This is a genomic window from Nocardia speluncae NBRC 108251 (genome assembly GCF_001613245.1).
Classification (GTDB): domain Bacteria; phylum Actinomycetota; class Actinomycetes; order Mycobacteriales; family Mycobacteriaceae; genus Nocardia; species Nocardia speluncae.
The window spans coordinates 19,474-32,721 of record NZ_BDBZ01000037.1 but is presented as its reverse complement, the minus strand read 5'-3'; the positions used below and the strand labels follow the sequence as shown (position 1 = coordinate 32,721).

The window sequence follows — 13,248 nt, the reverse complement described above, 5'->3', positions numbered from 1 at the left end:
TGCGGGTATCGGTGGTTCTCATCGCTGTTCCCCTCGAGATCGATTCGGTGGGCTGTCAGTCCCAGAACAGCGGTGGACCCGCATGGCAAGAAAGGTGGCAAAACCGGTGAAATAGACTTGCCGTTGCTAACTTTCCACCAGAATCGAGTCATGCAGGAGGGGAACGTCGAACGGGTAGCGGTGCCCGACCACAATCGTCAGCGCGCGCAGGTGGCCGATGAACTTGCGCGCGAAATCAAACGTCGGCGACTGGCAGCGGGGTTGAGCCAGCGCGAACTCGCAACGCGAATCGGGTACACGCGTCAGTACGTGTCCATGACCGAATGGGAGGACGCGAATCTACCTTCCCGAGATCTCGTTGCGGCCATAGATGCGGGGCTTGATGCTGATGGTGAGCTTATGGCGATACACGACCGGAGCAAGCAAGAGCGGAAAGTCGCCCGTCGAGAGGTTAGCCGAGTAGGCACAGCGGGTTGCGCGGATGAACGAAGTGAGTGTGGGCCCATTGGCGTCTTCGGCCCATGCACTCATCCAGGGGCGCTATCGGATGCCATAGATTTTGACATGCCATTGGATCGCGAACAGATCGGTGCATACCTTCGGTCGCAGCGAATGTCCGAACATGCGCTCACGGGTCTCGGCGAGGTAACCCGCTTGCTGGCCGGTCAACGCCAAAGTGTGGCACCGGGTGCACTCCTGGGCCCCATTGAAGCACATCGGGACACTGTTTCAGCCCTGTTCCGGAATACGAGCGACAGCCGGCTGAAAGAACGACTCGGATCACTGCTGGGTGAGACCTCCATTGTCGCAAGTCGAGTATGGAGTGCTGTCGGCGATCGTGCGATGGCGCTTTCGCACTGCGCATTCGCTCGCAAGCTGGCAGACAGCATGCGTGATCCGGTCATCGGAGGGATGGCTCGGATATTCGAAAGCAACTTGCGGTCGGATGCGGCGACGCTGATCGGCTCGGACGGCGACGTAATCATTGGTCTGCGGATACTCAGAGACGCTGCGACGATGACGGATAGCTTGCCGCCTGCCGCCAGGGCAAGGATAGGCGCTGAGCTTGCCCAGGCATATGCGGTGCTCGAGCTCGATCGGGAGTGCCAGGACGCGCTGTCTCGCGCACAGCGCGCAGTTGACGACATCGATGAAGTTGACCGTACTGGGCTTTTCAGCGACTGGGATGCGAGTCGGCTTCTAGTTTACGAAGGCACTTGCTGGCTCTTCCTGAACAAGCCCCGGAAAGCCATCGTTGCTCTCGACGCGGCACTGAGCACAACTGGAGACGGGAACCGGAATGTGGGGCTCGCCGCACAGGTCGACCTGGCGAGCGCATACAACCAGATCGGAGAACTCGAAGAGGGGTGTCGGATTCTCGGAGAAACCCACAGCAGTCTCGTTGCCATGGGTAACCAACGTGGTATCGAACGTGCACATCGGGCAATCGAGAGAACCACACCGTGGCGCAACGAGCAGCCTGTCCAGGCGCTCTTGGAACGGATCCGAAGTACCGAGATTCAGTGAGCAGCACCGGTCAGTGATTGGACCGCGGAAACAACCGAGTCCGGATCCAAGGCATCGAGGATCTCATCGGGAGAATGCTCCAGTAATTCGCTGCGCTTCATCCGGTGCGTTACGACGATGATCCGAAAGCCGGCATGCCGAGCACAATAGATATCATTTGGAGCGTCTCCGACAACCACAGTCTGCGAACTGGGAAGCGGGCTTCCGAACTGGCTGAGATATCGGTCAGCGACAACAGCAGGCAGTTCCAGCCTGTCCCGGGAATCCGAGCCGTAAGCACCGAGGTCGAGTCGCAGGAGCGAATCCAGGCCGGCCACTCTCAGCTTGGTTTCTGCCGCATATCGCAAATTGCCGGTCAAGACGGTTTGAACGAACCCATGTTTGTCCAGTTCAGCGATCGACTCAGCCGCACCGGCATAGGCCGGTTGGTCTCGCGCCAGCTCTGCTTCGCCTTCAGACATCACCTTCGCCAGCTCGTCATGGAAGCGAGGGACGCTGCCCTCTGCCAGTTCTCGCGAGATGCCCGACGTAAGAGCGGTTTCGACAACGATCGACTCGTCAGTGAACCCATGCACTCGTGCTGCTGGGAAAACCACATCTGGCTCCGGTAGGGCGTAAGTACGCGCGATAGCCCTTCTGAGCCATCTCAGGTCGGCAGGGATCAGGGTGCCGTCGATATCCCAAATGACGAGTCCCGGGCGCGCCGCAGTCATGAGGGGATTCTGACAGACCCGATCAGAACCTACGAGGTCGCGTTGGCCAAACCGTCATGGTCCATGCCGTTATGCGCACGTAGGTTCCTGAGATAACTCAGTCTTACTCGCCGTAGTTTTCGGCGAAAGCCAGCACTCGCGGTGCGAGACGTGAGTGGGGCGGCGCCAGCCTGCGGCGCGTGAGCCCAGGACCCGTCTGGAGGCAGCAGACACCTTCCTTGCCCTCGAATCTACTGATCAGTTCACGCACTGTCGCAGCGTCGTGGGCGATGTCCGGGTACAAGATCTTGTCGAGCTTCTCCTGCAACGAGCCGATCACCGGCTGTACCGATGCGATCATGTGGAGCACACTCGGATCAGAAGTCAGGTTCTCCAGCTCGCGCTGATTGAGCCACGGCTTCTTTCGGTTCTCCTTGAAGAACTCCAACAGAAACGCGCGGTTTACAGTGATCGTCACCTCCGGCTCAGATCGAACGCTGACCTTGAAATTCCAGTTGAAGGCATTGATATCACCGTGCTGCAATGCATCCCGCAGTGCCTCGAGCCAGCGGTACTCGAACGACTTCTTCTTGAATTCCTCGAATAACTCCTTGATCTTATCGACCTCAGAACGTTCCAGCCCGAGAATCTGCCGCGCGCCACGGACTGTCTGATACTCGTGAATCTGCAGCGCGGCAGTGAACGAGATGAGTGCCGAACGGATTCGACGGCGACGTTCGTCCACGGCATCGAAGTCGTTGAGGGAGAGTTGCCGATCGCGGAGTTCGGTCAACACGCCGATCAACACATCGCACAATCGTTCACCCTCGTCGGAGATATGTTGCGACAGTTCGCTGTCGATCATTCGCCGCAGTCTGTCGTGCGCCTCGGCGTATCGGGTGTTGTCCTCTTCTGTGAACGAGCAGATCTTCGTGAAAACGGCGGCGATGTCGGGTCTTTCGGGGACGTTGTGAATTAGTATTGCGCCATACGGGTCCACATCCGCTCGCGCATCCTGGGCATCCATTTCCGCTGACCGCTCACTCATCGCGCACATCGACTCCTGGACCTCTGCCGCCGCCTCAGCGAACCGCCGACGCACATCCTCCGACGACGGGAGTCCAGTGGACAACCATCGCTTACAAGCGCGCAGAACACCTTCCAAGCCGTCCTTCACGAGCCGCTGGGCGGAGTCCGGCGTATGCCGGTCGCGAGCGTCGGGTGTCTCGACCCAATCCACAGCGACGATCACCGCCACCTTCGCTAGCACGTTCAGCGCCTCGAAGATGAGGAGAGCCGATGGGCTCTGCTCGGTCAAACTCGACCGGGCAAGGTTCTGCCAAGCCTCGAAAGCATCGTGGGCGAGATCGACCGCGTCGTCGCCCTCGACGCCGTCCAGCGACGCCACGAACGCCTCGAGTCGCTCGATCCATTCCTGTACCCGCGCGGCTTCCTCTCGGTCGAAATCTGACATCGGGGTCTCCCAGCCTGCCGGTTCTGTCTAGCCCAGCGGCCCTCGTTGGTGGGCAGCCGTCCAGCATTACACAGGCGACACCCCGGACAACGAGCGACACGCCTAATGCCGAGGGCGCGGGCGAACAAATCTGACGACCAGAGCTTCAGAGCGCGGTGATCACCGTCTACCTCGACACGACCCGCCGAACGGCACAACGCGGCAGACATATCCCACACCGGCCGGTTCCTGGCTCGTCCACATGTTGCTCCACCAACCTCCACCTCTTTCCGATCCGCGGACGTTCCCAAGTGGGTTCCTCTGGCCGGGTACCGCCAGCCAACCCATCTGTGGGCTTCGACGCCGGGCGGGGCCGCGGTGCTCGGCCCACGTAGCCCCGCCGGCGGGGCCAGGCAGGTCTGCCTCTGAGCAGGTCATGTACAGGTGGAGGTCTCGGCAGCTAACTGATACGCGTGTGTTGAGGCGGGTACTCGATAGCCTGAATTCGCGCGAGAGCGCGGCGGCCTCGAGTGGTTGCACTTGCAATGCGGCCCCCTCGTCGTCCTCGGTGTATCCACACGAGGTCGAGATCGACTAGTTCGTCGAGATAGCGTTCGTAACGTTGGAGGGTGGCGGGGGCCTCGGAGGGCGCTGAACCGCGTATCAGCCGTGGCACTTCTATTTGATCGCTTGCTGCGATGATCGACAGAAGCCAGTGAAGCCGCTCGCGGCGCCGAAGTTTTGTGGTGAGGCCCTGCCCGCGACGCACTCCCGACTCCATCAGCGGCTCCGTCGCAGAAGGATTCGAAGGACTTCCAATGCGGTTTTTCGGTGTTCGCGGTTGCGATGGAACACAGCACCGACAGTGGCTACCAATACGGCGACGGAGGCAGGTACACCAACCAGGAGAGACAGCAGGCCAGCTGCAATCGCGCTACTCATGGATTCGACACTGAATTTATCCCTTCCGACAGGCAAGCCACTGCCCGATCGGGCCGAATGAGTGGGGGTGCAATGATGCGGAAGGCCTGGCCAGGCTATATAAATATTCATATTGTGATTCCGATCACTGTTGTAGCTTTTCGTGTCGGAACGGGCCGACTGAGTTCGATGTTCATGACCGCTGCCGCGGCCGCCGAGATCGGCATCGTCGCCGGGAATCTCCCGCTCGTGCCGATGCGGACAGGGGTCCTGCGACTCAGCTGGGAGGGCGCGCTCATGGATCGACGTGTTACTCCGCAATTGCCCCCTGCCAACGAGGGAGCACGCCAGGAGCACGATGTAAGACCTGACCGTGTAGCTACCTACTCGATGGGGCTGCCGAATTTCGCCATACAGGATCAAGAGGCGCCGGCGCTTACGCGCCGCCGCCGGGCCGCCACGCAACGGCTCAGCTTCGCAGGCTGCGCTCCGCAGGCGCGTCGGCCCGACGGCAGCGCGCCTACGTCAGCACCCACCGATCCCAGTTCGAGTTGCCGAATTTTCCATAACCGAGAAGTGTGGGCACGACGAGAGCCGTACCCGACTTACCTCCCGCGGCCGAGGATGAACCAACCGCCAGCTGCCTGGTGCGCCGGTCGTGGTCCAGACGCCTACTTGCCTCTCCTCGGACTATTTATCGACGGCTGAAACGGCTGCGGATGGGCTCCGCACCTATGGACTTCGCTCGTATCTACTGTGTCAGAGCTAAACTCGCCCGGTGACACTCATCATCAGCGCATACGCTTACGAGCACATTCTGCACGCCAGCGATCGACTAACGGTGGTTCGTCGAGGCCATGCGATTGGCGATCACGACATCATGGCAAACAAGACGGTGATTGTCATTGGAACGGACTGCTGGTTGGTCTTCGGATTTGCTGGGCTTGCTTACCTTGACGGTAAGCCAACGGATCAGTTTATTGCTGAGGCAATTAGCGGTACGCCCGAACTTTCTGGTGCTGCTATCCGTATGCTTTCGGACCGCCTTGCGCTGCACTACCAGGAGATCTGCGAAAGACTGGTAAAAGCTGTCGTCGATGCTTACAAGCGTTAACCTTCAAATGCTCGTAAGGTGGCCTTGACCGTAACTGGAGCGGGAATTCAGTTCACCCGGCCTCGTAGAAAGAATCTGCTGTTCCAGATTGATTTCTCAGATGGCGATTACTTTTTCAACGATGGATCTCCCGACTATGCGAAGTCTTCCGAGTATGGCGTCTTGCCGGCGGGAACGCTTGACCAAGCGATCATGGATGAGACCAGGGCGCGTCTTCGGGCTGAAGGTATCAACTCGGCTAATGCATTCCGGTCGATACTCGCGGATGCGGTGCGGGATACGGGAAAGTCCACCCCTCTGGTGGGTGAAAGCGTTTTGTCTGCGGTGCTGGTTCCGGATCAGAAAACGATCGAAGTCCATTTCGATCTGGAGGACTCAATCACGGCAAGCATCTGGAAGCCGAGCGACTCTCCGGAAATCCTTCACAGGCTAGAAGTCTATACGCCCTTCGTGATATTGCCGAGCCAAATATTCCTTCCGTCAGTTGCTAGCGTCGGCGGATGGAACGTTGACGGAATCTCGCTTCAATTTCATGGAAATATCCCCGATATCGGAGGTGGGTTCATGGGTGCTCATCCAAGAAAACCTCCTCCGAAAAGGTAATGCATACGTGTCGCGAGCGATAGCCAAGGACGCCGCTCACAGCCTCGAACACGGTTACCAAACCAGGCAAAAGGCCGTGGCTGAAGATTCAGTGTTCGGGATGTCAGATTAGGCCGACGCTATTTAGCCTTTGTCCGCCGAGGAAGCACAGATGTAAACAGATTGTCGGCGGTTACATTGTCGTCGTCTATGAATCCCGGAAGAGCATCCGGAGTCAGAATAGGGATCTATCAGTCTCAGGCGTCGGTGTGTTGATCACGCAGCGCTCGTCTGCGAATCTTGCCGGTCTGTGTTTTCGGCAGGTCGGTAACGATCTTCACCACCCTGGGGCGCTTGTAGGGTGCGAGGCGCTCTCGGGCGAACGAGATCAGTTCGTCGGCTTGGGCGTTGTGTGCCTCCTTGAGCGAGACATAGGCGGCAACCGACTCACCGCGATACTCATCGGGGATGCCCACCACGGCTGCTTCGAACACTGCCGGATGCTCGTAGAGAACGTCTTCGACCTCGCGCGGCCACACCTTGTAACCCGACACGTTTATCTGGTCTTTGATCCGGTCGACCAGATATACCCACCTCTGCTCGTCCACGATCGCGCTGTCCCCGGTTCGGAGGCGACCTTCGGGTAGGGCGGCCTCGGATTCTTTAGATTTGCGCCAGTATCCGCGGATGACCTGTGGGCCGGTGACGACGAGTTCGCCTTGGTTGCCGGGGAGGAGGGGATGGCCTTCGGGGTCGACCACCTCGACCTTCACTCCCGGGAGCGGTAGTCCGATGGACAGCGTGCCGCTGTCCGGATCGACCGGCGCGATCGTTCCGGGCGGGACTGCCGTGACTGCTGACGACGTTTCGGTCATCCCGTAAGCGTTGTGGATGTAGTGGCCGAACCGTTCTTGGAAGCGGGCGACCGTGCTCGGTGGAACCGGCGCACCCCCGCTGTACAGCGTTTTGATGCTGGAGAAGTGTTCGGCCGTGGCGTATTCCGAGTTCATCATCGCGTTGAAGGCGGTGATGGAGCCGATGGTGTAGGTGACGCCGTGTTCGCGGAGGGCGTCGACGGCTACGTCGGTGGTGAAGCGGCCGGTGAAGACCAGGGAGGTGCGTTCGGTGAGGGCGAGGGCGCCGATGACGACCGCTCCGGTGATGTGGAACAGCGGGGCCAGGGCGTAGACGACGTCGCCGGGGGTGATGCCGGCGAGTGCGGCGAAGCTGGTGGTTACCGCGCGGACGTTGGCGTGCGAGTTCATGGCGCCCTTGGGCGGGCCGGTGGTGCCGGAGGTGTAGGCGAGGAAAGCGAGGTCGTCGCCGTGTACCTGGACCGATGGGGGCTTCCGGCCCGCGTACTCGTGGGCCAACGCGAGTAGGTCGGGTGAGTCTGCAGACCTCTCGGTGGCAGCGGCGGTTTCGGGTTTGAAGACGCGGGGGTCGTTGCGGGACTGGAGGTCCGACTCCGCGGTGCCGAGTACCCAGCCGACTGTGGTGCCCTCGACGTCCTCCCGGACCTGCCGCAGATCCCGGTCGGTGGTGATGATCCCGACCGGTTCGGCGTCGGTGACCAGTTCGCGGAGTTCGCGGCCGCGATACATCGGGTTGAGAAGGAGGGCGGTCGCGCCGAGTTTCCAGAGGGCGAGCAGGGCGAGTGCGTAGTGCGGGATGTTCTGGAGGTGGATGCCCACCCGTTCACCGTGGCCTACGCCGCGGTCGGCGAAGGCGGCCGCGAGGGCGGTGGCGAGGTCGTCGGCCTCGCGGACGGTGAGGGTGGTGTCGAAGTAGACGAGGGCGGGGGCGTCGGGTTCGTGCCGGACCCGGTCGTGCCAGGCCGCCACGAGGGTGCCGAGCTCTTCTTGGGGGCGGGACGCCCCGCCCGCCGCACCCTCATCAAGTGCGGCGGACGGGGCATTCCCGGTGTTACCGGTGGTCATGCAGGCAGTTCCTTGCGGCTGGTTTCGCGGATGGTGGCGACGGTGAGGAGGCCGATGGCGCAGACGCCCATCACCCAGTAGGCGGGCGACATCGCGTTGCCGGTCGATTCGACGAGCTGGGCGGCGACGTAGGGGGCGGTGCCGCCGGCGGCGATGGTGCCGATATTGAAGCCCAGGGAGACGCCGGTGTAGCGGACCGTGCGGGGGAAGAGTTCGGTGAACAGCGGGAAGGCGGGGACCTGGACTACGCCGTTCAGCACCATGTAGAGGAAGTAGACGATGCCGATGACGACGATGCTGCTCGTCGCGCCCATGATCATGAAGGCAGGGAGGGCGATGACGACGTAGGCGAGGTAGCCGGCGATGAGGACGGGTTTGCGGCCCCATCTGTCGGTGGCCATGCCGCTGAGGGGGAAGGTGGCGCAGGCCAGGGCGATGGCTATGGCGGAGGTCCAGTAGACGGAGTCTTTGGAGAAGCCGAGGTCGTTGATCAGGTAGACGCTGAAGTAGGTGAGGCCGATATAGCCGGAGCCGTTCATGGCGATGGCGACGCCGACGACGCGGAGTACGGACCACGGGTTCTTCTTGACGACATCCGACAGCGGGCTCTTGGTGACCTGCTGTTTCTCGGCCATCTCCTCGAATTCGGGGGTGTCCTCGAGCTTCATCCGGACGCGGAGGCAGAGGTAGGCCAGCGGCAGGGCGAGCAGGAACGGGATACGCCAGCCCCACGATTCCATCTGCTCGTCGGTGGTGAGCAGGGCTACCAGGCCGACGACGGCGGCGGCTACAGCGAAACCGAGGGTGGAGCCGACGGGGGTGAAGGAGCCGAAGAAACCGCGGCGCTTCGGTGGTGCGGATTCTGCGATATAGGTTGCGGCGCCGCCTACTTCGCCGCCGGCGGAGAAGCCTTGGGCGAGGCGGACGAGCACCAGCAGGATGGGGGCGAGGACGCCGACGGCCGAATGGGTGGGGAGTAGGCCGAGGATGCCGCAGGCGATACCCATGCTGACGACGGTGATGACGAGGGAGTGGCGGCGGCCGCGGCGGTCGCCGAGGCGGCCGAAGAAGATTCCGCCGAGGGGGCGGGCCACGTAGGCGACGCCGAAGACGGCGAGGGTCGACAGGATCGACACCGCGGAATTATCGGAGGGGAAGAACAGGGGGGCGATGATGACGGCGAGGAAGCCGTAGACGGCGAAATCGTAGTACTCGATGAGGGTGCCGACGCCGCCGGCGATGGCGGCGCGGCGGGCCACGGAGTTCGACTTCTTCGCTGCGGTCGCCGGCAGCGGTCCGGAGGGGTGGAGGTCACTGGACCCGACGCGAGGTTCGAGGTTCGTCATTGAGCTTCTTGTCTTTCGCGTGCGTGCTCGGCGAGCAGGAGTTGATATGAGCCACCGGCTTCGATGACCTTGACGGTCCGCGGGCTCGGTGGATTGCCGACCAGGTCGGTTCCCTCGGGCCGGCGCAGGGTGGCGGTGCGCCAGTCGAGGGCCACGGGGTCGTCGACCTTTACCGAGGTCGAGACGCCGGGGATCGTGATCAACGGCATACCGTTGAAGGTCTCGCCGCGCCAGAAACCGGGCGAGAAGGATTCCGCGACGATGGCCGCGATGCCCGCGTTGCGCAGGGCGACCATGGGCGGATAGTGCGGATGGCCGTAGCCGAAGTTACGGCCGCCGACGATGATATCGCCGGGGCGGACGCGTTCGGTGAAGGTGGGGTCGTAGGCCTGCATACACACCGAGCGCAGGTGGTCGGGGTCGTAGGACTTGATGTTGGAGACGCCGACGACGAGGTCGATATCGAAATCGTCGCCGAAGATCCAGGCGACCTTGCCTTCGATGAGGTCGGGTGGTGGGGGATAGGCGCTCACTGGACCGACTCCTGGATCGTGCCGGTGAGGGCGCTGGCGGCGACGGTGTAGGGGGAGCCCATATAGATGTTGGCGTCGGGACTGCCCATGCGGCCGGAGATGTTCAGGACGCCGGTGGAGATGCAGTTCTCGCCGGGTTGCAGGGGTTTCTGGTAGCCGAAGCAGAAATCACAGCTCGATATGTTGATATGTGCACCTGCGGCGCGGAGCACGTCGAGGATGCCTTCTCGCTCGGCCTGCTCGTAGACCTTCTGTGAGGTGGGGACGACATTGAGTTCGACGCCGGGGGCGACTTTGCGACCGTCCAGGACCAGGGCGGCGGCGCGCAGATCCTCGATACGGCCGCTGGCGCAGGAGCCGATAAAAGCTTTTGTGATCGGGGTGCCGGCGAGCTCCTGCGCTGTTTTGGTGTTGACGGCGCGGGCCGAGCCGGGCAGCACCACCCGCGGGGTCAGGGTCGCGAGGTCGATCTCGTAGCGGGCGGCGTAGGTGGCGTCGGTGTCGGGATACACCGGGTCGAAATCGCGGCGGGCGACCTCGTTGGCGTAGGCGAGCGATATCTCGTCGGGTTCGAAGATGGCGGAGACGGCGCCGGTGAACATGGCCATACCGCACAGGCCCTGACGGTGGTCGATGGCCATGGAGCGGGCGCCGGGGCCGCCGAACTCCATCACCTGATGGGCGCAACCGTCGGCGCCGACCATATCGATGATGGTGTGCACGAGATCGCGGCTGTCGACGCCGGGCGGGAACTCGCCGACCAGGTCGAAGCGGGTGGTGGCGGGGATATCGACGAAGACCTGCCCGGTGACCCAGGCTTCGATGAGGTCGCGCCGGATACCCCAGCCGAGGGCGCCGAAGGCGCCGATACCGCTGATATGGCCGTCGAAGTGGACGAGGAATTCGCCGGGGATGGCGAGGCCGAGTTCGGCGGTGAGCTGGTGGCCGATACCGCGGCCCTCGTGCAGTTCGATGCCGTAGAAGTCGCACCAGTCGCGGGTGACCTGGTGGACCTCGGCTTCCTTCTCGTTGTGCTTCGTCAGCATGTGATCGATGAAGACGATGTAGCGGCTCGGGTCCTTCAGTTCGGTGATCCCGAAGTCTTCGCGCATCTGCCGGAACATCACGTCGGTGTAGCCGGGGAAGTCGTAGGCGATCATGCGCGCCGGCTGTACTGCGTGGTTCTCCCGGGCACGGACCGTTTCCTGCTCCGAGGCGCGGCCCAGGATCTTCTCCGTCATCGTGTAACCCACGACGGTCACTGCTCCTTCGCAGGTAGGTACTTGTTCTGCATGGCCTCCACCTCGGGGAAGCCGATCAGTTCCACGAATTCGTGGTGCTGGAGCGCATCAGCGCTGACCTGGGCGGGTGCTTCGCCCGCGGCCAGTCGCTTCAGTGTCTCCTGTGCGGCTCCGGCCACCGCCATCAGGACCTGGGTGGGCAGCAGGGCCAGCCGGACGCCGATCCGGTCCAGGATCTCGGGAGTGAAATCGCGTTCGGTCCAGGTCGAGGCCGTGAGCGTAGCCATCAACGGTACGCCGGCCTCTTCGTGGCAGCGCTGCCACTGTTCGACGGTTTCGAAGGTTTTGGTGACCGGCATGATCATGTCGGCGCCGGCCTCGACGTAGGCCCGAGCGCGGCGGAGGGCGTCGTCGCCGCGGGCGTCGGTGCGGGCGATGAGCAGGACGTCGTCGGGGATGGAATCGCGGACGGCGCGGATCTTGCCGGTGGCCTCGCCGACGCTGATCAGGTCGACCGGGTCGCCTACGCAGATGGGGCAGGACTTGGGCGAGACCTGATCCTCCATGAACATGCCGCCGACACCCGCGTCCGCGAACTTCGTGGCGGTGCGGGCGGCGTTGACGGCGTTGCCGTAACCGGTGTCGATATCGGCGACCAGCGGCAGTTTGGAGGATTCCCGGATCGTGCGGACGGCTTGCAGGTTCTCGGTCTGGGTGTAGAGCTCGGCATCGGGGAGGCCGAGGGCCGCGGAGACGGCGAACCCGGAGGCGCACAGCGCGCTGAAACCGGCCTGCTCGGCGAGGCGGGCGGTCAGGCCGTCCCATACGCCGGGCGCGTAGACCAGGCCGCGTGACGTGAGGTCTTTCAGGGTCGGGCTGCGCACAATGCACCTCTCGTTTCGCAATGCGGAATGCGTTTCAAAATCTCGATACGAGACGGTAAGGTGGTTCAGGTCACAAAGTCAACCCCGCGCGGTGAATGTGTTCGTATGGTGGCGACACCGACCGCACGACCGATGGAAGCGAGTGAGAAGCAGTGGCTGTGCCCACCGAGCCGAAGGCGGCCGCGTCTACCGAGACGAAGACGGCTGTGCCTACCGGGCCCGACGCGTCGGGGGGGCGCGATGTCGTGGGCGCTGTCCTCAAGGCGTGCACGCTGCTCGGCCATTTCAGTGCGGACAGGCCCGCCTGGACACTCAACGAGCTCACCACCGCGAGCGGGATGAACAAGACCACCGTGTTCCGCCTGATGGCCACCCTGATCCAGGCGGGCTGGGTGGATCGCACCGACGAGGGCGCCTACCGGGTGGCGATGCCGGTATTCGAAATCGGCTCCGCGGCACTGTCGAAACTCGATATCCGTTCCGCGGCAAAACCGTTCATGTCAGAGCTGGCCGCCGCCTTCGGTAACACGGCCTACCTGATGGTGCCCGCCGATCAGGGAGCGGTCTGCATCGACCTGCTCGAAGGCCGTAACTCGTTGGTCGTCGCAGGGATCAACATCGGATCCGTGATGCCCTATCACGCCGCGGCCGGACCGATCGTCATGCTCGCGCACTCGAAAGCACTGCGGGACAAATGGGTCACGAAGGGCCTGCCGGCGATCACCGAGCAGACCATCACCGATATCGACCGGCTCACCGAACATCTGGACGAGATCACCGAGGCCGGATATTCGCTGAGCGTCGCCGACTATCTGCCCGGGGTCGCGGCGGTGGCGGCACCGATCCTCGGGCGCAACGGCTCGGTGGTCGCATCGATCAGCGTGGGTGGCCGTGCCGAGGAATTCGAAGGTGCCGCGCTGGCCGCGATGATCGAGAAGGTATGCGACGCCGGAGTCCGGATCACGCGGATAGTCCAAGCGCTACCGCGAGCGTGACCGGGAACCCCGGGCCGCGA

The 13,248-nt window shown here is 62.8% G+C and carries 11 protein-coding genes; 4 read left to right on the top strand and 7 right to left on the bottom strand.

Features of this window, described 5'->3' with window-relative positions; genetic code table 11:
• Window positions 1-150 precede the first annotated feature (150 nt).
• Entirely contained in the window at window positions 151-1,527 is a 1,377-nt protein-coding gene (locus tag NS6_RS34290) for a helix-turn-helix domain-containing protein (RefSeq protein ID WP_157112986.1), read from the top strand.
• Here the strand turns inward: NS6_RS34290 and NS6_RS27825 are convergent.
• The gene (locus NS6_RS27825; RefSeq protein ID WP_068047868.1) at window positions 1,521-2,240 is read right to left on the bottom strand and encodes an HAD family hydrolase; all 720 of its coding nucleotides are present in this window, start codon (window positions 2,238-2,240) and stop codon (window positions 1,521-1,523) included. The genes NS6_RS34290 and NS6_RS27825 overlap by 7 nt on opposite strands.
• Before the next feature lie 103 nt (window positions 2,241-2,343).
• Complete coding sequence (locus NS6_RS27820) at window positions 2,344-3,693, bottom strand: hypothetical protein (RefSeq protein ID WP_068047865.1); 1,350 nt, start codon at window positions 3,691-3,693, stop codon at window positions 2,344-2,346.
• 1,678 nt (window positions 3,694-5,371) lie between these two features.
• Between NS6_RS27820 and NS6_RS27815 the strand changes: the two genes are divergently transcribed.
• Together NS6_RS27815 and NS6_RS34970 are read left to right on the top strand one after the other, a co-directional pair.
• Entirely contained in the window at window positions 5,372-5,707 is a 336-nt protein-coding gene (locus NS6_RS27815; protein WP_068047862.1) for a hypothetical protein, read from the top strand.
• Between the two features lie 18 nt (window positions 5,708-5,725).
• Entirely contained in the window at window positions 5,726-6,310 is a 585-nt protein-coding gene (locus tag NS6_RS34970) for a hypothetical protein (protein WP_157112985.1), read from the top strand.
• A gap of 236 nt (window positions 6,311-6,546) precedes the next feature.
• Here the strand turns inward: NS6_RS34970 and NS6_RS27810 are convergent, their stop codons facing one another.
• From NS6_RS27810 to NS6_RS27790, 5 genes are read right to left on the bottom strand one after another with little or no spacing between them, the layout of a single operon-like run.
• Window positions 6,547-8,229 (bottom strand): class I adenylate-forming enzyme family protein, encoded by a 1,683-nt coding sequence (locus NS6_RS27810; protein ID WP_084471481.1) that lies wholly within the window; start codon window positions 8,227-8,229, stop codon window positions 6,547-6,549.
• The gene (locus NS6_RS27805; protein ID WP_068047860.1) at window positions 8,226-9,575 is read right to left on the bottom strand and encodes an MFS transporter; all 1,350 of its coding nucleotides are present in this window, start codon (window positions 9,573-9,575) and stop codon (window positions 8,226-8,228) included. The genes NS6_RS27810 and NS6_RS27805 overlap by 4 nt, the downstream gene beginning before the upstream one ends.
• Complete coding sequence (locus NS6_RS27800; RefSeq protein ID WP_068047857.1) at window positions 9,572-10,108, bottom strand: 3-isopropylmalate dehydratase small subunit; 537 nt, start codon at window positions 10,106-10,108, stop codon at window positions 9,572-9,574. The genes NS6_RS27805 and NS6_RS27800 overlap by 4 nt, the downstream gene beginning before the upstream one ends.
• Entirely contained in the window at window positions 10,105-11,349 is a 1,245-nt protein-coding gene (locus NS6_RS27795; RefSeq protein ID WP_068048199.1) for a 3-isopropylmalate dehydratase large subunit, read from the bottom strand. The genes NS6_RS27800 and NS6_RS27795 overlap by 4 nt, the downstream gene beginning before the upstream one ends.
• A 17-nt stretch (window positions 11,350-11,366) precedes the next feature.
• The gene (locus tag NS6_RS27790) at window positions 11,367-12,233 is read right to left on the bottom strand and encodes an isocitrate lyase/PEP mutase family protein (RefSeq protein WP_068047855.1); all 867 of its coding nucleotides are present in this window, start codon (window positions 12,231-12,233) and stop codon (window positions 11,367-11,369) included.
• A gap of 158 nt (window positions 12,234-12,391) precedes the next feature.
• Between NS6_RS27790 and NS6_RS27785 the strand changes: the two genes are divergently transcribed.
• Window positions 12,392-13,228 (top strand): IclR family transcriptional regulator, encoded by an 837-nt coding sequence (locus NS6_RS27785; protein ID WP_245669532.1) that lies wholly within the window; start codon window positions 12,392-12,394, stop codon window positions 13,226-13,228.
• Window positions 13,229-13,248 lie beyond the last annotated feature (20 nt).

What these genes read in the sequence shown, in the direction of transcription:
- NS6_RS34290 (WP_157112986.1), top strand. Translation starts at nt 151, where the DNA reads ATGCAGGAGGGGAACGTCGAACGGGTAGCGGTGCCCGACCACAATCGT.
- NS6_RS27825 (WP_068047868.1), bottom strand. Translation starts at nt 2,240, where the DNA reads ATGACTGCGGCGCGCCCGGGACTCGTCATTTGGGATATCGACGGCACC.
- NS6_RS27820 (WP_068047865.1), bottom strand. Translation starts at nt 3,693, where the DNA reads ATGTCAGATTTCGACCGAGAGGAAGCCGCGCGGGTACAGGAATGGATC.
- NS6_RS27810 (WP_084471481.1), bottom strand. Translation starts at nt 8,229, where the DNA reads ATGACCACCGGTAACACCGGGAATGCCCCGTCCGCCGCACTTGATGAG.
- NS6_RS27805 (WP_068047860.1), bottom strand. Translation starts at nt 9,575, where the DNA reads ATGACGAACCTCGAACCTCGCGTCGGGTCCAGTGACCTCCACCCCTCC.
- NS6_RS27795 (WP_068048199.1), bottom strand. Translation starts at nt 11,349, where the DNA reads ATGACGGAGAAGATCCTGGGCCGCGCCTCGGAGCAGGAAACGGTCCGT.